18 protein-coding genes and 1 pseudogene are annotated in these 21988 nt (G+C 52.6%); 7 read left to right on the top strand and 12 right to left on the bottom strand.

Annotated features, from left to right (window positions below; genetic code table 11):
• Nucleotides 1-22: 22 nt before the first annotated feature.
• On the bottom strand, nt 23-1222 hold the full coding sequence (locus tag R50912_RS11235; RefSeq protein WP_042234847.1) for a saccharopine dehydrogenase family protein: 1200 nt from the start codon (nt 1220-1222) through the stop codon (nt 23-25).
• A gap of 841 nt (nt 1223-2063) precedes the next feature.
• Here R50912_RS11235 and R50912_RS11230 point away from each other — a divergent pair.
• Nucleotides 2064-2417 (top strand): hypothetical protein, encoded by a 354-nt coding sequence (locus tag R50912_RS11230; RefSeq protein WP_042234846.1) that lies wholly within the window; start codon nt 2064-2066, stop codon nt 2415-2417.
• Between the two features lie 31 nt (nt 2418-2448).
• Here the strand turns inward: R50912_RS11230 and R50912_RS11225 are convergent, their stop codons facing one another.
• A complete protein-coding gene (locus R50912_RS11225; protein ID WP_197073069.1) occupies nt 2449-3285 on the bottom strand; it encodes a helix-turn-helix transcriptional regulator in 837 nt (278 codons plus the stop codon).
• A 561-nt stretch (nt 3286-3846) separates the two neighbouring features.
• Here R50912_RS11225 and R50912_RS36435 point away from each other — a divergent pair.
• A pseudogene (locus R50912_RS36435) lies at nt 3847-4005 on the top strand (DapH/DapD/GlmU-related protein); the annotation flags it as partial.
• A 1464-nt stretch (nt 4006-5469) separates the two neighbouring features.
• Here the strand turns inward: R50912_RS36435 and R50912_RS11215 are convergent.
• Both R50912_RS11215 and clpP read right to left on the bottom strand, forming a co-directional pair.
• Nucleotides 5470-5676: a hypothetical protein gene (locus R50912_RS11215; RefSeq protein ID WP_039303983.1), complete on the bottom strand. Its 207-nt coding sequence runs from the start codon at nt 5674-5676 to the stop codon at nt 5470-5472.
• A gap of 18 nt (nt 5677-5694) precedes the next feature.
• A complete protein-coding gene (clpP, locus tag R50912_RS11210; protein WP_269322108.1) occupies nt 5695-6312 on the bottom strand; it encodes an ATP-dependent Clp endopeptidase proteolytic subunit ClpP in 618 nt (205 codons plus the stop codon).
• Between the two features lie 167 nt (nt 6313-6479).
• On the opposite strand from clpP, the gene R50912_RS11205 reads away from it, so the two are divergent.
• Nucleotides 6480-7241: an RNA polymerase sigma factor gene (locus R50912_RS11205; protein ID WP_052416224.1), complete on the top strand. Its 762-nt coding sequence runs from the start codon at nt 6480-6482 to the stop codon at nt 7239-7241.
• Nucleotides 7242-7293: 52 nt separating this feature from the next.
• Entirely contained in the window at nt 7294-8187 is an 894-nt protein-coding gene (locus tag R50912_RS11200) for an NAD-dependent epimerase/dehydratase family protein (protein ID WP_042234839.1), read from the top strand.
• On the opposite strand, the gene R50912_RS11195 is transcribed toward R50912_RS11200, so the two are convergent.
• Nucleotides 8167-10239: a methyl-accepting chemotaxis protein gene (locus R50912_RS11195; protein WP_042234837.1), complete on the bottom strand. Its 2073-nt coding sequence runs from the start codon at nt 10237-10239 to the stop codon at nt 8167-8169. The two genes, R50912_RS11200 and R50912_RS11195, sit on opposite strands and share 21 nt — an antisense overlap.
• A gap of 187 nt (nt 10240-10426) precedes the next feature.
• Here R50912_RS11195 and R50912_RS11190 point away from each other — a divergent pair, with 187 nt between their 5' ends.
• Complete coding sequence (locus R50912_RS11190; RefSeq protein WP_042234835.1) at nt 10427-11344, top strand: helix-turn-helix transcriptional regulator; 918 nt, start codon at nt 10427-10429, stop codon at nt 11342-11344.
• Nucleotides 11345-11407: 63 nt separating this feature from the next.
• Complete coding sequence (locus tag R50912_RS33855; RefSeq protein WP_042234833.1) at nt 11408-11938, top strand: DUF1761 domain-containing protein; 531 nt, start codon at nt 11408-11410, stop codon at nt 11936-11938.
• Nucleotides 11939-12038: 100 nt separating this feature from the next.
• Here R50912_RS33855 and tnpB read toward each other — a convergent pair whose 3' ends face one another.
• Nucleotides 12039-13112, bottom strand: a complete 1074-nt coding sequence (gene tnpB, locus R50912_RS11180) for an IS200/IS605 family element RNA-guided endonuclease TnpB (RefSeq protein WP_042234831.1) — start codon at nt 13110-13112, stop codon at nt 12039-12041.
• A 9-nt stretch (nt 13113-13121) separates the two neighbouring features.
• On the bottom strand, nt 13122-13520 hold the full coding sequence (gene tnpA / locus R50912_RS11175; protein WP_152679875.1) for an IS200/IS605 family transposase: 399 nt from the start codon (nt 13518-13520) through the stop codon (nt 13122-13124).
• An 818-nt stretch (nt 13521-14338) separates the two neighbouring features.
• Between tnpA and R50912_RS11170 the strand changes: the two genes are divergently transcribed.
• The gene (locus R50912_RS11170) at nt 14339-14908 is read left to right on the top strand and encodes a YdeI/OmpD-associated family protein (protein WP_042234828.1); all 570 of its coding nucleotides are present in this window, start codon (nt 14339-14341) and stop codon (nt 14906-14908) included.
• A gap of 1025 nt (nt 14909-15933) precedes the next feature.
• On the opposite strand, the gene R50912_RS11160 is transcribed toward R50912_RS11170, so the two are convergent.
• From R50912_RS11160 to R50912_RS11140, 5 genes are all read right to left on the bottom strand, one after another.
• Nucleotides 15934-16341 (bottom strand): VOC family protein, encoded by a 408-nt coding sequence (locus R50912_RS11160; protein WP_042234823.1) that lies wholly within the window; start codon nt 16339-16341, stop codon nt 15934-15936.
• A gap of 218 nt (nt 16342-16559) precedes the next feature.
• Entirely contained in the window at nt 16560-17729 is a 1170-nt protein-coding gene (locus R50912_RS11155) for an N-acetylglucosamine-6-phosphate deacetylase (RefSeq protein ID WP_052416222.1), read from the bottom strand.
• The gene (locus R50912_RS11150) at nt 17726-18505 is read right to left on the bottom strand and encodes a glucosamine-6-phosphate deaminase (RefSeq protein ID WP_042234820.1); all 780 of its coding nucleotides are present in this window, start codon (nt 18503-18505) and stop codon (nt 17726-17728) included. Before R50912_RS11150 ends, R50912_RS11155 begins: the two co-directional genes overlap by 4 nt.
• Nucleotides 18499-20142 (bottom strand): response regulator transcription factor, encoded by a 1644-nt coding sequence (locus tag R50912_RS11145; protein ID WP_042234818.1) that lies wholly within the window; start codon nt 20140-20142, stop codon nt 18499-18501. The genes R50912_RS11150 and R50912_RS11145 overlap by 7 nt, the downstream gene beginning before the upstream one ends.
• A 19-nt stretch (nt 20143-20161) precedes the next feature.
• Nucleotides 20162-21961, bottom strand: coding sequence for a sensor histidine kinase (locus R50912_RS11140; RefSeq protein WP_042234817.1), 1800 nt, complete (start codon nt 21959-21961; stop codon nt 20162-20164).
• Nucleotides 21962-21988 lie beyond the last annotated feature (27 nt).

Genomic DNA, 21988 nt, shown 5'->3' with positions numbered 1-21988 from the left:
TTTATCCTTCATGACTTAAGCCCTAATCCAGCAACGTCGGCGAGAAATCTTCTTGCCAAGGCAGCCCGTGTTTGTTAAGTGCATCCATGAATGGATCCGGATCGAATTCTTCGATGTTGTGTACGCCCGGTTTGTTCCAGATGCCTTTGATAATCATCATAGCCCCGATCATTGCAGGAACGCCGGTAGTATAGGAAATGGCCTGGGAGCCAACCTCTCTGTAGCACTCTTCGTGATCGCAGACATTGTAGACATAATAAGTTTTAGGCTGGCCGTCTTTCACGCCCTGAATGATGTTTCCGATGTTCGTTTTACCTTTGGTTCTTGGTCCCAGGGAAGCCGGGTCAGGCAGAATCGCCTTCAGGAACTGCAACGGAATGATCTCTTTACCTTCATAATTGATCGGTTCGATCGAGGTCATGCCAACATTCTCAAGCACCTTGAGGTGAGTCAGATAGTTCTGCGAGAAGGTCATCCAGAAGCGGATTTTTTTCACGCCAGGGATATTAACAGCCAGGGATTCCAGCTCTTCATGGTACAAAAGATAGATATCTTTCGGACCGATCTCCGGGAGATCGTATACTTTTTTCTCGGACAGCGGTGCCGTTTCAATCCACTCGCCATTCTCGAAGTAACGTCCGTTCGCTGTAATTTCGCGGATATTGATTTCAGGATTGAAGTTAGTTGCAAACGGATAACCATGGTCGCCCGCGTTCGCATCCACAATATCAATCGTATGAATTTCGTCAAAATAGTGCTTCTGTGCATAAGCCGTGAATACACCGGTTACGCCTGGGTCAAATCCGCTGCCGAGCAGCGCCGTAATTCCGGCCTTCTCGAATCTTTCCTTGTATGCCCACTGCCAGGAATATTCGAATTTCGCGGTATCCTGCGGTTCGTAGTTAGCTGTATCTACATAATGCACTCCGGTAGCCAGGCAGGCATCCATGATCGTCAGATCCTGGTATGGGAGAGCGACATTAATCACGACATCCGGCTGGAAGCTCTTGATCAGTTCAATGACTTCTTCCGTGTTGTCAGCATCGAGCTTGGCCGTAGAAATCTTCGTCAGGCCCCCGTCCAGTTTCTCCTTCAGAGCATCGCATTTTGACACCGTACGGCTGGCAATGCAGATCTCTTCGAATACATCCGGGTTCTGGCAGCATTTATGAACAACAACGCTCGCTACACCGCCAGCGCCAATAATTAACGCTTTTCCCAAATTAATAACCCCCTAATTTTGCTTAAGTTATTAGTTATTAGCCTTGCTGCTCTGGATCCGTTTCGTTGTCAGTCGTTTCGTTTCATCAAGCTGAACAGGCTACATCCTATGAAAAATCAACAAGGCTGATTATACAGAAACCTTCTCAATAAATCAATAAAAAACGACAAAAAATGATATGTTCCGTGTAAAATCTGTCGATTTCTCCATTAATACTCTGTAATTCACAGTAATACACTGGAAAGCTTCGTTTTCCTGCGCTTATTAGCTTCATTCAATCACGGACTCATCAGGAGCACCGGACGATTAACCATGCACAAGGCCAACCGGATAATTGTATCACAGCAGAAGAAATCTTCATACGATTTATTTTAAAATTAAGTGGAAACGGCTGAGTTTGCCCTCTTTATTTCGATGAAATCTGCTCACCTCCAAGTGGTTGTATAAAGCTGCAAATACCGCACATTATAGTAACTTACCCCTTTTTCGCGCAGCACTAACTGCTTGACCGGCAAAGCTGCGTCAGGAATTGCCGGCAGCAGCTCCATGAGGTTATTATGTGTAACGCTGGTAATCCAATACTCTGTATGCAGAAATAAACCCCGCAGATGGGGCTCTGAGGGGTGCAGTCAACCATTTATACAGTATTGCGCGTTTCATTGTTAAGTCTCGGCTCATTGTAGCTATTGTACCGCTTGCAGAACTTTGCCGTAATCTTCACCTCAGCACGCCTCTTTGTTATCCCCAGCTCAATGCAAAATCATTGGCAATGTGAATAGGTAATGTGACATACAGTAGTCTAGTTACTCATGTTAGGATATAAAAAAAAGGAGGTAACACAATGTCAAAACAACTACCGCAACCTGTTGAAATATATATGGATTCGTTAAACACCAATGATACTACGGTCATAGATGTCTGCATGGCAAAAGATGCACACATCCACGATAGCGGTGAAAACAATCATTTCAATGGAATTGAAGCTATTAAAGAATGGCGTGGAAAATCTATCGGATATGAATTGAAATCCAACGTTATTGAAGTGGAGTATAAACACGGGATAATCATTGTAAGTTCATTAACCAGTGGTATCTTCCCGGGTAGTCCTCAGCTGTTTTATTATTTCTTTACTGTTGCCAATGATCTAATCACTAATATTGAAATTGTCCCGGGAGCGGAGAACTATAAACAGTAAGGCACTTGGCAGGGAATCCAACCGGTAAGGATTATCCGCTCTTCCCGTGCTCTAGAGTCCGCATAGCAGAAGGCGGCTGTCCGTTCTGTTGCTTGAAGCTTTTACTGAAGTGAAATTCGTCGCTGTAACCGCAGGCTGCTGCAATCTCCTTCAAGGTCAGTCTGGTGTACAGCAGCAGCTTCGCCGCATGCTCATAGCGGATTTCACTTAAGTAGCTTTTGGGGCTCCTATGCAGATATTGCTGAAAAAGACTGCGTAAATACGAGGAGGAAATCCCGTAACGCACCGCCAGCTCGTGAATAAGCAAAGGTTCACTGTAACGGCGTTCAATATCATTCTTGATCCGCAAAAACAGCTCAAAGCCCTGCCCCCGGCCCAGCTGGGCATTCGCCTGAACCTGCAGCAATTCGTACATGAGCTCATAGAGCAGGGACTGGGTCATCAGCTGTCTCCCGGTGCTTCCGGGGACCCAATCCGCAGCAATTTTATGAAACAAATGACCAAGCTGCTTGCCCTGTTCCCGCTCCGGCTTCAGCATGAACTGCAGCGGCAGCACATCCAGCGGCTCTATCCTGCCCTGATTATCCGCCGAAGGCGACAAGGTATAGAGCGAGAGCAGAATCATTGTAATCCGCAGAGGCTCCTCCCTTCCGCAGCTCATGTCCAAAGCCAGCCCAGGCGGCAGATAGAACAGCATCCCCGGCGATACCGGATAGTCTTCGTCCGTACGGAAGATCCCCTGACCTTCCTGAATCCAGTAGAAGCTGTGCACATTGATATTCTGGCGGATATCCCTCCAGTCCGGGAACGTGATCTTATCGTGAATCCAGTGAATATCTATGGCCAGATTCTGCACAATTTTCTCCATCCTCTGACTCCCCCGTTTCTGCAGCATCTCTGAGATCAGCATAAAATGTTGAAGCGTTTTTGACAAGCTAGTCGTGCTCTTTATGCCATGTCCCTTCCCTTCCTCTACTGCTACACTTAAGGAAATAATGACTTATGCTATAGAGGAGAGACTGAGATGCCCGAACAACGTTCCGCCTCACGGAAGGCGCTCGATTACATGCCCTGGATTGGCCCCTCCGCACAGGAGCAGCAAGAGCAAATCTTATACCAGCAGCAGCTAAGCGCTGAATACTCCTATACCTTTGGAGAAGCCTGTTATGTCTCGCCGCAGGCGGTGGTATTGCCGGATCAGCTTCAGATGGGCGACCGGAGCTATATTGCCGGCGGAGCGATTGTCCGCAGTGCCCGGCTCATCATGGGTAGCGATTGCTCACTCAACAGCTACAGCGTGCTGTCAGGCGATATTACCATGGGAAATGGTGTAAGAGTTGCTTCACATGCGAGTATGTACGGGTTCAATCACGGATTCGCCTCCACCGATATCCCGGTCTTCCGCCAGCCTTGCACTGTCCAAGGGATTGTCATCGGGGACGACGTATGGATTGGAGCCAATACCGTTATTCTGGACGGTGTGCAGATCGGTTCGCACAGCATTGTCGCCGCCGGTGCCGTGGTTACCAAAGATGTGCCCGCTTACAGTATTGTGGGCGGCAATCCGGCCAGGCTAATCCGCAGCCGGCTGGCCGGGGATACAACAGCAATTGCCGCTGCAGGTGAACGAAAGGAGGATATAGGGATGACAATGGATTCGCAAGCTGGAGGAGCAGCAGTGAAAGCTGGTACGGGTACAGATGCGGCTGATGCAGCGCTGCTGACTGGCTGGGAAACCGGCAGAAGCGCGAAGCCGATTCCTGGTGAGCTGGAGACATATAGCCTGCTCTCACAGCAGCTGGCTGACTTCGGCAAGCTGGCAGGAGACCAGCTGATCCCGCTGCTGGAGTACTACTCAGAGTCAACGGAGGCAGAGAAATTCTTCCGCGACCGGCCCGGATATAAGCGGACGGTTAGAGCTTACTGCGATGCAGTGGAGATTGCCGCGATGTTCGGCAGCCTGCCTCCCGGCTGGACGCGGGCAGAGCTTATCGCTGTATTGCAGGGATTCCAGGATGCCGGGACAGGACTGCTGCCCGACCCTTGGTCTCCGCCCGGACCGGAGGATCACCCTGAGCTATTAACCGACCACCTCTCCCGGTATCATCTTCTCGCTGTAGGGTACGCGCTGGAGGTGCTCGGTTCTGCCCTGCCCCATCCGGTTACCGTTGCTGAGAATATGGAGACCGCTGCGTTGTATCCATATCTGAATGATCTGCCGTGGGAGCACAATGCCTGGGGCGGCGGCGACTGGATTGACTGCTATGCCACGGGTCTGTACCACAACCTGAAGACGTTCGGCTCCCGTAAACGGCCGGATGATCTGTTCGGCTGGCTGGCGACCCATTGCCGCAAGGACTCCGGCCTATGGGGCCTCCCTACCGCAGAGGAGGGCTGGCTGCAGCCGGTGAACGGTTTCTACCGGCTCACCCGCGCGACCTATGCGCAGTTCGGCCTTCCTCTGCCGTATCCGGAGCGCAGCATCGATACCGTGCTGGCCCACAGCAGGGACCGCCGGTTCTTCCGTGCAGAGGTGCTTAACGCCTGCAACGTGCTGGATGTGGTCCATCCGCTCTGGATCTGCCTGAAGCAGACCGATTACCGCCGTGCAGAGATCCGCAGCTGGGCGGAGAATATGCTCAGCGAAGTGCTTAAATTCTGGGTTCCGCAGCGCGGCTTCGCCTTCCAGTTATCACAGCAGCAGGACACGGGTCTGCAGGGAACCGAAATGTGGCTGAGTATCCTCTATCTGCTGGCTGACCTGTGCGGCGTAAGCTCATCGCTTGGATATACTCCCAAGGGTGTGCACCGCCTGGCCCCTGCCTTCTCACTGCCCCCGAGATAGCGGCTTCCCTCTCCGCTTCCGCGGTGAATGAATACTTCACCAGCTTCAGCCTTACGGACTTCTGATTCCGGTAATGGTATCCGCATATAACGGATATTAAGACCGAATATCAGCAGCAACAGCTGCACTATTCCAAACCCAAAACCCCCGGATCTCCCTCATAGCGGAGAACCGGGGGTTTAGATTGCTTTTACCAGGATGTACTGTCTACTGCCCGAAACCGACACGCGGCCGTTCCCGTTCTTTGGTCTGCACGTCTACGGCGCGGATGGAGGTGATTGGAATGTAGAGGGTCTGGAACTCCGTGCTGTACTTCACGAACCTCTCATCCAGCTCCTCCAGAACCCCTCCTCTGACACTGGTTCCATCCAAAAAATGAATCGTTACTTCCTGCCCTTTCAACGCTGATAACATCTTAATCCGCTCCTTCGTCTACAGATGGGTAATAATCGTGTCGATGATCCCGTATTCCAGTGCTTCCTCAGCTGACATGAAATAATCACGGTCCATGTCCTTCTCCACCTTCTCCGCCGGCTGGCCGGTACGTTCCGCCGTAATCTGGACTATCTTGTGCCGGATTTGCAGAATTCGTCTTGCGCTGATGGCGATATCACTGGCTTGGCCCTGTGCACCGCCATGCGGCTGATGGATCATGATCTCGCTGTTCGGCAGTGCGGATCTTTTGCCCGTAGCTCCTGCCAGCAGCAGCAGCGAAGCGAAGGAAGCCGCAAAACCGGTGCAAATCGTATTCACCTGCGGTTTGATTACCTGCATCGTATCATAAATACCAAAGCCGGCGGTAGTCGAGCCCCCGGGGCTGTTGATGAACATCTGGATATCCTTGTCCGGCTCATCTGCCGCCAGGAACAGCAGCTGGGCAATAATGCTGTTGGCCAGCCCGTCATCGATTGCCGCACCCACGAACACAATCCGGTCCTTCAGCAGCCGGGAATAAATATCGTAGGACCGTTCGCCTCTGGAAGTCTGTTCAATGACATAAGGTATAATACTCATTAGCTTGTGCCTCCTCTGATCTGTCTTAGTGTATATATCCTGTAGACGGACCAGGGAAGCTTAAAGATACGGGTATGCGAAATTCGGCGGGTATACAAGGATAGCGTATCTTTTACAATGTGCCGTTCGTTTATATAATAGAAGCAATAACTATATAAAATGAATTCAAGAACATAACAAAAAGCACAAAGGAGAGGGCCAAGATGACAATTCTTGAACATCACCGTATGCCGGACAGGGCGGATATGGAAAAGCAGAGTCTGCAGGAGCTGGGGACTGCGCTGCACCGGTATTGCCTATCGCTGACCCGTTCCGCCTTCGACGCTGAAGATCTAGCCCAGGAGACCTGGACCAAGGCACTCGGATACAGCAAGTTCACTTTGAGCCCCAATCCTGAAGCCCTGTTGCTGCGGATTGCCAAGAATACGTGGATTGATGCCTCACGGCGCAAAGGCTCCCTGATCCGTGCGCTTGAACGTTCAGAACCCCCGGCAGATTCAGCCCTTACACCGGCTGCGCAAGGAGATCGCACCGAAATCGAACTGGCCTTTCAGGCCTTGATCAAGCATCTCTCCCCATTGCAGCGGACCGCCTTCGTACTCCGTGATGTTCTGGGATATTCAGCCGCCGAGACAGCCGGAGCCTTAAGCACTACCGAAGGGGCAGTCAAGGCGGCTCTGCACCGGGCACGCCTGGCCTTATCCAGGGTCCGGGAAGAACTGGCTGAGAATGAGGGGCCCGCTCTTCCGCCGGATGCTGATTACCGGGCTTATCTCAGGGCGCTGGCCCATGCCTATGAGCAGGGTCAAATTCCGGTGATGCTGGAGCTGCTCCGCCAGGCGACTGCCGCAGAAGTAACTGTTGCTGTAAGCACCACCACAGTGCATGCCCTGTATTCCGGAAGCGGAAGCTTCTCCTATCTGAATGGAAGCAGCACCTATGCCGGGCTGCGGATGGCAGCTTAACTTTATTCATTAGAATCTTAGCCCGCACACAAAACTTTAGGAGTGTAGCCAAATGAAGAAGGTACTTGTACTCGGAGGAACGCGGTTTTTTGGTAAAAGACTGGTGGAACTGCTGCTCCAGAACGGGGACAGCCAGGTAACCATTCTGACCCGCGGTGTAACAGAGGATGATTTCGGTGACCGCGTAACCCGGCTGGCCGTGGACCGGACTGATGAAACTGCGCTGGAGCATGCTGTAGGGGATATAGACTGGGATATCGTCTACGATAATATTTGTTTCTCACCGGATGAGGCTGCGGCTGCGGTGCGGATATTTGCCGGCCGGTCGAAGCGGTATATTCTGACTTCAAGCCTGTCTGTCTATAATCCGCAGCCGGATATCTTGACTGAAGCGGATTTCGATCCTGTACATTATCCGCTGAAGCTAGGCGGGAAGGCCGATTTCAGTTACCAGGAAGGCAAAAGACTGGCCGAGACCGTTCTGCTGCAGACGGCGGACTTCCCGGTGGCCGCGGTGCGGTTTCCGATTGTGCTGGGCACGGATGACTATACGCGCAGACTGCATTTTCATATAGAGCATGTACAAGCAGGGCAGCCGATCGGCATCCCGAACCCGCAAGCGGAGATCTCATTCATCCGTTCCGATGAAGCCGCTGATTTCCTGCACTGGCTGGGCAGTTCCACGTTGACGGGTCCGGTGAATGCCTGCTCGGACGGTACACTGACCATCGGCGGGGTTATCTCCATTGTTGAAGCGGCAACAGGTAAACCTGCCGTGGTCCGGCAGGAAACCGTAGACTCGGACAGCTCTCCCTTTGGCATTGAAGAATCATGGGTCATGGATACGGCAAAAGCCCGCTCCGCGGGCTTCAGCTTCCTGTCTTTATCCGAGTGGTTCCCTGAGCTGGTCACTTCGCTGAATCATTCACTTCGCCAGCACCAGTAAATCAGCCTCCGATTCAATCCGCCCGTTTGCGGCTGAGGATTCCCCCGTCTCCCGTATTCCTCCAGACTGAGGCCGGTGAACTCCGGCTCCGGTCTTTTTCTCAGTCTCCGCAAACGTTCTGGCTTCTGACTGTTGTTCCGGCTTCTCTGCTGTCTGCTTCCTAGTCTTCTCTGGCGCCTCGTCCAATTTATTCTCTTCTGCCTTCTCGGCTTTCTTCGCTTCTATTTTCGCTTCTATCTTCGCTTCAGCCTTTGCTGCTGTATTGTCAGCCACTGCCGCCTCAGGCCCGTCCGCTATCCCATTTAGCGTTCCTTCTTCCGGTCCTGCTACGGCAGTGTCGGCAATTTTGAACACATTGATCTCCCGGAACAGCCGCTGCGAGATTTCATGAATCTCCTCCGCCTGCCGTGCAATATCGCTGATCGCCTGATCCTGTTGAGTGCTGGAGGCATTCACTTCCTGTACCCCCGCCGCTGTCTGCTCCGCCACGGATGCTACCGAATGCACAGATTCGGCAAGGCGTGAGTTGATCGTACGGGTCTGTTCCACCTTCTGGTGAATCTGCCCGATCTGTGTGCTGATGCCCGCAATGGATTCATCGATCGCCTCGAAGGATGCCAGTGTCTCCGCCACCTGATGATCCTGCTGCTCCAGACTTTCCCGGGTCTCCATCATATGTCCCTGGAAATCGGCCATGCCGGCCTGAAGCTCCTGGATAATCCGGCTGATATGCACGGAAGAATCATTCGTCTGCACGGATAAATGTCTGACTTCATCGGCAATAACGGCGAAGCCTTTTCCCGATGCCCCGGCCCGCGCTGCCTCAATCGCTGCATTGAGCGAGAGAATATTCGTCTGCTTCGAAATCTCCGTGATTGAATTCGTGATGCGTGAAATATCCTTTGACTGGTTCACAAGCTGCTCCAGTGCCCCGTACACCTTGCTGATGGACACCCGGGAACGCTGTGAAATCTGGCGCAGGGCAGTAACGGTATCTGAACCCTGCTGCGTATTCCGGTTAGCCGCTTCACTTGTCGTCAGCATGACATCCGTATACTCGGTAATATCCTGAACCCCGCGGGCCAGCTCCTCCAGCAGCAGCGTACTCTGCTCAGACTGAACAGCCTGCTGGTCGGCACCCAGCGAAATCTCCTGGATCGTCCGGACAATATCCCGGTTCGTATGCGCGGTAATCGCCGATGACTGCTGAAAAGAATGCGAATAGTCAGCCAGCGAACCCGCAGCAGACAAGGTCTGCCGCAGCATGCCCTGAACTCTGCCCACCATATGATCGAAATGATGGCTGAGCCGGCCCAGCTCATCATTATACGGGGAGTTGATCTGCTGCCGCAGATCCCCGTCAGCAATTTGCCTGAGCGCAGCCTGCAGCTTGCCGACCGGCGACAGGAACGAGCGGATCAGCAGCCAGGCCAGCACCAGCATGAACAGGAATACTCCACCTGCAGCATAGGCCACGATTGAGACCGTATCATCCAGCAGGTTAAAAGAAACCGTCTGCGCCTGCTCTGCATTGTCGGCGGCTGCCTTATACAGCTTCCCGTTCGTCTCAAGCATGGATTGATTCAGCGCAAGTGCCTTCGTATGTATAACATCAATCTGTTCCAGTACAGTCAGCGGATCAAGCGTCTCATCCGACATTACCCCGGCCAGCTCCGTAATGAACTCCCCATATTCCCCAGCCTGGGTGCCCAGAAGCCCAAGCATTGTAAACGCAGGCGTATCCGGCTCAAAATCAAGCTTGGCCAGTTCAGCCGATATCTGCTGCTGTTTCTCCTGTAACGGCTCTGCCAGCTCCAAATCACTGGATTCAGCGAAGAAAGTCTCTGCACGGTTCTGCTCCTGCAGCAGCTGGGTGATGGTTGAGACTGTAATTCTTTTCTCCATTTCGCTCTTCTGCTGTTCCATAGATAGCTCTACCTGGTTAATTTTATGTCCTTGGTACAGAGCCACGCCCAGAAAAATGAGCGTAATTGCCGAGAAACTTAAGATTAGCTTCCATTTCATCGAAAAGTGCAGCAGGTTCCCCTTCAAAAGTATCATCCCTTCATATCTAGCTTGTCTTTACAATAGGTATATTCTGCTAATATCCTCATTGTAGAAGCCGGATATTAACTGTTCTCTTAGGTTGTGTATGCTGAGCGTAAAGAATATGTTGCGAAACTGTTAACAAAACGTCAATATTTAAGGAAATAGGACCAATGGACGGGGGTGTATACCTATGAAACTGGAACGGCTGATCTCTATAATCTATAAGCTTTTGAATCACGAGGTGTTGTCTGCGGCTATGCTGGCTGAAGAGTTCCAGGTATCGCAGCGGACTATCTACCGGGATATCGATGTAATCTGTGCAGCGGGCTTCCCGGTCGTATCGTATCAGGGGATGAAAGGCGGATATGGTATGATGGACGGCTACAAAATGGATAAAAGCCTGCTCGGCACTTATGACGTCAATGCCCTGATTACCGTGCTCCGCAGCCTTTCTACCGTGTTTGAAGACGGGCGTGCTCAGGGGACTATTGAACGGCTACAAACCATTGGACCGGAGCATCTGACGCAGAGCCTGTCCGTAGACTTCGACACCCTGCGGACGGAACCCGATGCGCTGCGTCATATACGGACTGCCATCACCGGGCGCATAGTGATCCGCTTCGATTATATCGACACCATGAATGAACGTACGGCCCGTGACATCGAGCCGCTGCGGCTTCATTTCAAATACCGTAACTGGTACATTTACGGATATTGCCGCACCCGTCAGGCTTACCGCGAGTTTCGCCTGTCCCGGCTGATGAATTTGATGCTGACCGGGGAAGCTTTCGAACCGCACCCGGAGGTGCCGGAAGAGGCAGCTCCCTCAGAACACGCACGGCAGAATCAGCTGGAGGATGTAGTGATCCGGGTAAGGCCAGAGGCGTTGGCCGACGCGCTGGATCAGTTTCAGCAGATGGACAAACAGTTTCACGAAGACGGAAGTATGACGATGCGCATTCCGGTATATCAGCCGCTCAGCGCACGCTGGTTATGGGCCATTCTGCTCAGCTTCGGCAGCGGTGCCGAGGTACTCGAACCCATCCCCCTGCGCGCCATCATCAAAGAGCATCTGCAAAACGCACTCAAACCTTATGAAGAAGTATGACACGCTGTTGTCAAACTTCTTTTTTTATGATGTAAGCAGACTTAACCACACGAGGAGGATATTATGTTTAATGTAATTCAGGAAATCAATTGGTTGGCTGTTGTGCTCGGGACGCTGGCGTTGTCTTTGGTGGGAGGCCTATGGTTCACTGTGGTCTGGGGCAATGCCTATGCCTACGCTCTGGGAAAAGAGAATGCACCAAGTGAAAACGGCGTTGCCGTCCTTAAGGAGGACGGTATCGTTTCAGCGGGAAATGGAAGGAATGTTAATCATACGAAGCAACATACGAAGCAACATACGAATCCTTCTCCTTCCAAAGAAAAACCGGCGCTCCGGTTCATCTTGGGTCCCTTGGTATGCGGACTGGTAACAACAGTGGCGATGGCGGTACTGTTCTATGCGTTCGATATTGAAACCCTTGCCGATGCTCTCCTCTTTGGCGGAATTGTCGGAGCAGGGTTATTGGCGGCCACAACCGTGAATACCGGGATTAACCCCAATATTCCCCGGCCGCTGGTCTACGGACTGGTTAGCGGGAGCTACTTTTTCCTGTCCGGGCTGATTGTCAGTATAATTCTTGTAGCGATGAGGTGAACTACACACCACCTAAGAGGTGGGTGCTTCTTGGTCAATAGAGCTACTGCTCCAAGTTTACCCAAGCTTATAGGCTAGTTCCTAACCCGCTAAGGGCCATTTACATGGCTAGTTGTAGAAGATTCAGTGCCGCATTCCGGTCTCTGTCATGTTCCGTATGACAGGCAGGGCAGGACCACTCCCGTACGGCTAGGTTCTTGACTTCTGCATTTTTGTAGCCACAGCAGGAACACAATTGACTGCTTGCAAAGTGTTTGGGAGCAATGATTAATTCTCTGCCGTACCATTTCGCTTTGTAGGTCAGCATGTCTCTGAACAGGCTCCAAGACACTTCGGATATGGCTTTGGCTAACTTATGATTCTGCATCATGTTCTTTACACGCAAGTCCTCCATCACGATCACTTGGTTTTCGTTTATCATTTGGGTGGACGTTTTGTGCAAAAAGTCTTTCCGTTGATTCGCTATTTTTTCATGCAGTCTGGCGACCTTCAGCCTTGCTTTATACCGGTTACGGCTCCCTTTCTTCTTTCGTGACAAGTCCTTTTGCAGCTTGGCTAATCGTTGTTCAGACTTCCGCAAGTACTTCGGATTCGGTATGATTTCGCCATGTGAAGGAATCGCAAAGTCTTTCAACCCCAGATCCACACCGATCTTCGTCTCGAGTGGGGGCAATGGGATGATATCCGTTTCCACCAATACGGAAGCGTAATATTTTCCCGTGGGTGTTTTGGAAATGGTGCATGATTGAATACGTCCCTCGAATGGACGGTGCAGCTTGATTTTGATTTTCGTTTTTAGTTTGGGAATTTTGATCCTTCCCTCTGTAATGGCAATGGTTCCCTTCTGGTTATTGGTTGTGAAGCTATGGCTATTCTTCTTCTTGCTCTTGAATTTTGGAAATCCCGCGTTCGGTTCACGGAAGAAATTCTGATAAGCCTTCTCTAAGTGAAGCTGGGCATTGGCTAAGGCTAGACTATCCACTTCTTTCAGCCAGGCAAAATCCTTTTTGTAGGGCGCAGGTGTCGTTTGGAGCATCGTTTCCGTTTGCTTGTAATGTTCAAGCTTATCTGCAAGCATTCGATTGTAGATGAAGCGAACAGCGCCGAATACTTTAGTGAAGTACTGCTCTTGCTCATAGGTGGGATGGATTCGATACTTATAAGCCTTTAACACCTGCCCACCTCATTTCTGACCTTGAGATTCGATGTACTTCCGGATGACTTCAATCGGCGCACCGCCAATCGTCAGTAGACAATAACTTCTGGACCAGAAATATTCCTTCCACAGCTGTTGACGAATTACAGGAAATTCTTTCTTAATTAGACGGGAGGATGCACTCTTATAAGCGTTCAGAAATTTAGAAATATCGCTATTGGGGTGAGCTTTCATTAGAATGTGAACATGATCCTTGTCATGCTTCCATTCCTGCAGGGTGATATTGTAATTAGGCTGAATAGACTCAAATATCTCTTGTAACCGATTCGAAATGTCATCGTCTATTACTTTTCTGCGGTACTTCACGACTAGCACAAGATGATAATGAAGAGAGAATACTGAATGATTATTTGTGTCTAATTCCACGGATATCACAACCTATTTCATAATACTACTGAATGGTTTTATTGTAATATTTTAGGTTGTATTTGTCTATGAGAAAGACCGCTGACATTCATCCCGCCACTTAGAGAAGTGGGGGAATTCTGACAGCTAACTGTTAAAAAGCCGATGTTGTTGTACGTTTTGCAACATTAATTCATAGTTACTGGGGTAACCGTAAGGATTCTTGTACGCGATACAACAATTTCCCCGTTTAGCCACTTGGTGGAGGAAGATTGATGACTTTTGTGCAACAATTTTCGATCAGGGTCGGTTTTGATGGGGGGAATGTTGTATTTCGTTCAGGATTACTTCAACGAACCACGACCGGTTCTCCACCACTGATTCACCTTTAAGCAAGCTGCCTGGTCTTCTTGTGAGGGGTAGGTTGAAATCTATTGTATATTGCACTTCGTACAACAGATCGCTCAAAAATCCGCCGAAAAATAGAATCTGTAGCACTTTGTACAATAGAATTCTATGGAATAGGTGAATTTGGGCAGGTAGCTGGAAATCAATTGTATGAAATACATCAGAACTGGTTTTAGCGCAGGATAACGCAGAATCTGTTGTAGAAAGTGCAATCAATGAAGAGCTCTACCATTCTCAAGCGGGTTACGCCTAGCGGAAGGTTGTATATTTTGCTGGGACAGCTCGTTATAATTGTACAAACCGGTCTAGGAGAAACTACAGTCAGTACTTGAGCGGGAGTCTTCCCGCCCTACTAAGTGCCATTCACGTAAAACGTCCGTGCAGACTCCTGTTCGGGCTATATATTTGACAGAAGGGAGTGTACAGTAACTATGAGCACAGAAAATTGGATTGCGGCTACATCAAGGGAAGAGTTGCGGAACTGGCTGCTGGTGAACAGCACGGCTGAACCCTTTTGTTGGGTTGAAGCGACTATGAAGCCAGTCCCGGGTACGCTGCTGTACCTGGACGCCGTTGAAGAAGCTTTGTGCTTCGGCTGGATCGATGGGGTGAAGAAGGTGAACGCTGAAGCAAAGCTGGTGCAGAGGCTCTCTCCCCGCAGCAGACGGAGTTCATGGACTGAGCTTAACAAAGAGCGTGTCCGCCGCCTTGAGAAGCTGGGCTTGATGCGTGAGGAAGGACGGCGGGTCCTTCCTGATATGGATATCCGCTCTTTTAGAATAGACAAGGTTATCGAAGAGAAGCTGAAGGAGGAACCGCAGGTGTATGAGAACTTCATGACCTTTCCGGCGCTCTACCGGCGGGTGCGGATCGATACCATACAAAGCTATATCCATCAGCCAGAAGTGTTTCAGCGCAGACTGGATAAATTCATCGTAAACACCAGAGCCAATACAATGTACGGCCAATGGCATGATAACGGGCGCCTGCTGGAGTATTAAGTGAAGTCCTGATGTACTAATTGTATTCGGAGAAGTTGTTGGGGGAGTATTTTAGGAGGAGTTGATGGGGATTGGCGGGGACTCGGCGGGGCTGGGCGGGAGCTGGGAGGGACTCGGCGGGAGTTGGGCGGGACTTGGCAGGACTCGGCGGGGCTTGGGGGGCTGGGCGGGACACGGCGGGAGCTGGGCGGGACTTAGCAGGACTCGGCGGGGCTTGGGGGGCTGGGCGGGACACGGCGGGAGCTGGGCGGGACTTAGCAGGACTTGGCGGGACTCGGGGGTGCTGGCCGGGACTTGACGGGGGATGAATAGCTTCACGAGCGTATACGATCGTGAATAGGACTGAGAATCCGCTATTTGAGCAAAACAGGCGGTTTTGCGGGTCAAGCGGACTCAGAATCGCTTATATGTCCGTCCACACCTCATTTCGGGCTTCAATGAACAAGTTAGCGGAATCTCAGTCCGTATGGGAGCACAAAGCAGTGTTTTTGGCAAAATAGCGTCTTCTCAGTCCGCATTCCCCTACTGATCGACATCTGATGGGCTGACGGTCCTGCCACACTGACGGCCATTCGCTCCAGAACACCACCAGGAATCTGTCTTTCAGTTACGCCTCAGCTTTTTTACAACGCCCGGCTTGGTACAATCACAGAACTAATGAAGTGAGTTCATTTCATGCAGCAATTTATGTATTCGGATTCAGCTTCAACTGGAAACTTACAGCATAGTTGTACACTGTACAACTAAAAACCGCGAAAAGGCAGGCTTGCCTCTTATAACTGTATTCTGTACAACTATATCTGCCATAAGCGGAGAAAACCATCTATATGTGGCAATTTAATTGCACGGAATACAACTAAACGAATAATTGGTTATAAATCAGACGATTTAGTTGTACAAAGTGCACTTAAGCATACCGCATACCGCATACCATAATAGCATCACTGCAACCCTCAGAAGATTCCTCTATAAACAAACAAAAACAAGCCCCCGCATCCGGAAGCCTGTCCTCATGCAGCACTATGCTATTGCGCGTTCTCATCCATATACATGACTTCCCACAGATGTCCGTCGATATCCTGAAAGCTCCAATTGTACATAAAGCCGTGGTCGACAGGATCATTGAACGGTTTGCCGCCGGCCCCAAGTGCCTTATGCACAAGCTCGTCCACCTCTGCCCTGCTTGCTGCGGAGAAGGCGAGAATGACCTCCGTGTGTCCGGCAGTATCCACAACCGATTTCGAAGTGAAGGTGTTAAAGAATTCCTTGGTCAGCAGCATGGCAAACGTGTTGTCATTAATAATCATGCATGTTGCGTTCTCATCCGTGTACTGCGGGTTGAACTCAAATCCGAGTGCGGTAAAAAAGTTGATCGAATCCTGCAGATGACTCACCGGCAAATTAACAAATAGCTGGCCTGCCTTATATCCCACTTTCTAATCACCTCTGCATCTAAGGAGTGTGTTCCGCACTATTATAGCATGAACCTGTCTCAGGCAAAAAGTTGCGGGGGCATAGTTGAGAATGTGGATGAGGGTGCAAGTGCGGATGCAGATGTAGGTGACAGATGCAATCGCGGGTACAGGTACTCGTGCCGGGGAGCGGGCGCAGCACCCCGCAGCAACTCCCGGCGAATAGCTACCGCCGGACATCATCCCCGGCGGTACACCCATTCGCCGGCTTTGCAGAGCGCCGCCAGCGCCAGCCCCCCGCTGCCCCGCTGGAGCAGCGCAATATCCGCCGGCGCGCCGGCGGCCAGGCCCGCTGCCTCCGGCAGGGCCATGAAGCCTGCCGGGTGCACGGACGCCATGTCCCAGGCGTCCGGCAGGTCGGCCAGGCCCGCGGCGCTAAGGCGCGCGATGTGGCGCAGCAGCAGCTGCGCCGAACCGGCCAGCAGCCCGGGCTGGCCGGCGAGATGCAGCCGGCCCTCCGGGGTCAGCACGACGCGGCCGCCGACCGGCGTGTCGTAGCTGCCGGGCGGCAGGCCGGCGAGGGCAACGGCATCGCTGATCAGCAGCGCCCGGCTGCCCTTGACCTTCATCGCCACCTTCAGCACCTCATCCGGGAGGTGGAAGCCATCGGCGATTAAAGTGCACCACAGCTCTTCTTCCGCGAGCTGGGCCCACAGATAATTCGGATGGCGCGGCAGCACGGCATGCGCCCCATTGCCGAGATGCGTGGACAGCCGCGCTCCGGCAGCGGCCGCCTCCGAGATCTGTGACGTGCTTGCCGAGGTGTGCCCTATAGAGACCGTCACGCCCTGCCGCACGCAGTGGCGGATGAATTCCGCACTCCCCTCCCACTCCGGGGACATCGTCACGATGGAGATCCGCCCGCCTGCCGCTTCCTGCCACTGGTCGAACAGGGCTGTACTCGGTGGGCGGATATGCTCCAGACTATGCGCTCCTCGAGGTCCGTCTTCGGGCGAGAGGAACGGCCCCTCCAGATGGATGCCGCCAATCGTGGCAGCGGCGGCGGCATCCTCTTCGCAGGCCCGGGCAATTGCCCGCATTGCGCCGTGAATCGTATATGGAGCACCGGTGATCACGGTCGGATAGCAGGTGGTTATGCCTTCGGTCCACAAGGCGCGGATTGCTTCCTTGACAGCCTCCGCGGTCAGCACGGGATGATTAAAGTCATGGCCGCCGAAGCCGTTGATCTGCAGGTCTACCAGGCCGGGCGCGGCTACCGGCAGCTCCAGCAGCTCGTCCGGCGGCAGCGCAAGAGGTCCGTCCAGCGGTTCAATTCCCGCAATGATGCTGCCCTCCAGACGAATCCGGACCGGCTCGCCTGTACGGTAATGCAGCGCATCCACAATCATCGCACAACCGCTCCGAAGGAATCCGTGTCCACAAACAGCCGGCAATCCCCGTGGCTGCGCAGGATTGTGGACGGACAGGCCGTGGAGACAGATTCATGCAGTGTACGGGTAACTGCACCACGCTTCGTCGGGCCCGGAACCATACAGAACAGCCACTTGGCGGACAGCAATACAGGGATCGTCAGGGTCAGTGCCTGCTGCGGAACCTCCTCCAGACTGGCGAAGCATCCGTCATTCACCTGCTGGGTGCGGCAGGCGGCATCGAGAGTGACCGCTTTGACCAGCCGGGGATCATGGAAATCCGCCACCGGCGGGTCATTGAAGGCCAGATGGCCGTTCTCCCCAATGCCGAGGCAGACAATATCTATAGGAGCTTCCGCCAGCAGCCTGCCATATCGCTCACATTCAGCTTCAAGGTCAGCGGCAGGATTAATATAATGAACCCTGCCCGGCTTCACCTTGTCGAACAGCGCTTCCCGGAGGAAGCTGCCGAAGCTCTGCGGCGAGCCTTCCGGGAGACCGAGATATTCGTCCATATGGAACGCCGTAATCCGGCTCCAGTCCAGATCCGGCGCTTCAGCAAGCTCGGCAAGGAATTCATTCTGGGAAGGTGCGGCGGCGAAGATCATTCTGACCGTAGTCTTGGAAGCCAGCAAGGCGCGGATTGCAGCCGCAGCTTCACGTCCGGCCGCCTCTCCGAGCATCCGCCGGTTCTCAAATACACGCACCAGCATGGAACCTGCCATTTCGGTATGGATTGGTGTCACTTTCAGCATGAGTAGTGCCTCCCTGTCCCTTGTGGTTGTCCGTTCCTTGTCCCTTCTTCGCCCCGGAATTCACCCGGGGTAAGGCCTGTATGCAGCTTGAACAGCTTGGTGAAATAGCTTTTGTTCTCGTAGCCCAGCTGCTCAGCGACCTGCTCCACACTCTGCGGAGACTGGTCCAGCAGCTCTTTGGCATGCTCCATCTTGGTGTGGGTAACATAGTGGATGAAGCTCATCCCGGTTTCTTTCTTGAACAGGCGGCTGAAATAGCTCGAATTCAAATGAGTGTATTCGGCGACCTCCTCCAGCGTAATTTTACGGTTCAGATGGCGGTCCACATACTGCTTCACCTTCTTGATCTCATCCCGCCGGGTCTCCTGGTACATCTCACGGATCACCGGCAGACGTTCATAGAAGAATTGCAGGGACCACTCTTCCAGACTGTCGATATGCTCAATGGCAGTGATAGTGTCATGCAGCATCTCCAGGGAGAAGGTCGACTGGAACTGTTGACGGGCCATCAGCCGCATCTGGTTATCGTAGAGCAGTTTGAGCATCCATTCCTTGACCTGGCGTGGAGCAAAGCGCTTCAACCGGATATAGTCCATCCATTTGGACAGCAATTCCTCTAACCGCCCGGCCGATTCCTCCAGGAAGGCTTCGCGGATCTCCCGGGAGGCTTCGGTGTAATGCAGGAACAGATCCTCACCGGTGAACGGCTGGAGCTCCTTCAGCCCGGTAAGCTCGCCCGGCTTCAGATAAAAGGCATTCTCCCGCCCTTGCGTTAACAGCGTTATAATCCCTTCACGGAAATGCCCGCTGCCGGGCGGAATACACAGATATTGAAAAGAAGCCCCTACCCCCGGCATGCTCTGAACCGCGGAACGCAGCTTGCCGAGCATGGAGATATGGCCGGCACTTGCGCCATTGCCCATCCCTCCGGTGAAGACCAGCACGCAGTCCCGTCCGCTGTAAGGCAGACATACTGCGGCCGTTCCATCCTGAAGCACCGCTTCGGCGGCGGATTCCACCAGTGCCATGAGCGCAAGATCATCCCGGACCGGCTCCCCGGTACTGCCGCTGACCCGGCATAGGACGGCTACATTCGCTGTCAAATCGGGTACAATCCCCAGCTCGGCGGCATCCGGAAGCCATTCGGTGTCCGGCAGCTCCCGGGCGGCAATCCGCCGCAGCACACTCTGCTTCAGCAGCACCTTTTGGTTCTCCGCCATGCTTTTCCACTTCAATGTCTGGGCTCTCTCCGCGTCCCTGCGGCGCAGATCATCGCCAATCTCCTGCAGCAGCCCGGTAATCAGCTCGCGGCTCATCATCTCCTTGAGAATGTAATCGCTCACCATCAGCTTCACCGCCTGCTGTGCATACGTGAAATCATCCATACATGACAGCACCACAACGCGTAAGTCTTCGTTCATCAGCTTCAGCTCGCGGATCAGCTCAATGCCGTCCATATAGGGCATTCCAATATCCGTTATCACAATATCCGGCATACCGGCCTGCGCTTTCTCCAGGGCAACCAGACCATTTTTGCAGGCCGAATGAAGGGTCAGTCCAAGCTCGTTCCAGGGAATCATTGCCGAGAGAAAGTCCAGTACCGGATAATCATCATCCACCAGCATCACGCTATACATCGTTCCCACTCTCCCTTTCCTAACCTTGATCCGGAATTTCTTCAGGAAGCACAAACAGGAAGGTTGTCCCTTGTCCGGGGATACTGTCAATGGTAACCTGGAAGGCTGAACCATAGGTCAGATACAGACGCTCGTATACGTTCGACATTCCGATATGAGCCAGTCTGCTGGACGGCATGGTTTCCAGCTCCGGCGGCTCGGAGCCAACCTCTGCCCGAAGCCGGTTCAGGGTCACCTCATCCATGCCCCGGCCGTTATCTTCAATCGCGATGAGCAGCCGTGTGTCCTGGGTCCAGGTGCGGATCAGAATGCGTCCACTCTCCTGGCGCAGGCCGTGAATGTAAGCATTCTCGATAACCGGCTGCAGCAGGAAGCGCGGGATTTTCAGCCCAAGGCTCTCCGAGGTGCAGTCTGTATCCAGCGTAACTTCATCGGCCTGACGGAAATTCAGCAGCTCCACATAACTCCTGACAATATGCAGCTCATCATGCAGAGTAGTGTACTCATCACGCTGTTGAATAGTCATCCGCAGCAGCCGGGACAGCGAGAACAGCAGCTCCGCATTCTCTTCATCTCCCCGCATCATAATGCGCAGGCGGATGGAATTAAGAATATTGAACAGGAAATGCGGATTGATCTGCGACTGCAGCATCGCAAGCTCAGCCTTGCGCTTCTGCGCCTGCTCGACCTTAATCTGAATGATCATCTTCTCTACCCGGTCCAGCATATGGTCAAAAGACTTGCCAAGCCGCCCGATCTCGTCATACCCGCGGACTCCGGAACGGATGCCAAGCTCGCCCTGCTCCACTCTGGCAGCCACACTGTCCAGCTTGATCACCGGCTTCGTGAATTGACGGACCAGCAGAACCAGGATCAGCAGGAAAAAAGCTCCAGACATAATCTGCACGGCTGTACTCCAGCGGTGGGTTGCACTGATTTGGCTGACCGCCTCACGATAAGGCGACAGACTTACAATCCGGTAGTTCCCGTAGGGAATATCCAGACTGCTGAGCAGATATTGTTCATTCCGGTAATCCATAAACCGCGAATCGGCTGTACCCGTCAGTTCATGCGCGAGTGCAAAAGGCTGACCCAGCCGCGCCTTGTCCCGGGAAGCTATTACCGTTCCGTCAGGCCCGATCAGCAGCGTCTCCTGGCCCTCACGGTTGTCATTAAAGATCTGGCTGATCCGGCTCTCGGCGATACTGATGATGACTGTGGCATAGGTTGAATTGGAGGACAGCTTCAGATTGCGGGCAATCGTTAGCACCTGAGGGCTGGTAACCGCTCTAGTCGGGATATAGTTATCCAGCACACCCGCCCAGTACAGCTCGAAGGCAGGCTGCTGCCGGGCTTTTTCCATCCAGGGCTGAAGCATCAGGGCGCCGACATCCAGCTTGGCGTAAGAATCGTTTGAATAATATTGGCCATCCGAGGTGAGCACGGTGACAAACGTTTTTTCCATCATGGAGGTAACGCTAATCAGCTTCTCGGTAACCTCTGTAAATTCCAGAACATTTTTGGCTGTATCCGGCTGGTGCAGCTTACTGCGCTGCCAATTTTCTTTGAGAATAAGCGTGATCCCGGGATCGAACTGAATGTAATTCGACACCAGCACCAGATTGCTGAGAAGGTTCGAGATATACATGCTCTCCTGCTCCAGCGAACGGCGTTCATTCTGAACCACCTGGGAACGGAGGATGTGCTCGGTATAGGAATTGGAAATATACAGGGTAATGGAGGCGGGAAGCAGCAGACAGAGCAAGGAAGCGACGAGCAGCTTGTTGCGAAAACCGAGTTTCCATCCTTTTGGCAGCAATGGCAATCCCCCTTCACAATCAGACTA

It is taken from the genome of Paenibacillus sp. FSL R5-0912 (assembly GCF_000758605.1).
Classification (GTDB): domain Bacteria; phylum Bacillota; class Bacilli; order Paenibacillales; family Paenibacillaceae; genus Paenibacillus_AQ.
Note: the sequence above shows the minus strand (reverse complement) of the source record. Positions and strands in the feature narration are given on the sequence as shown.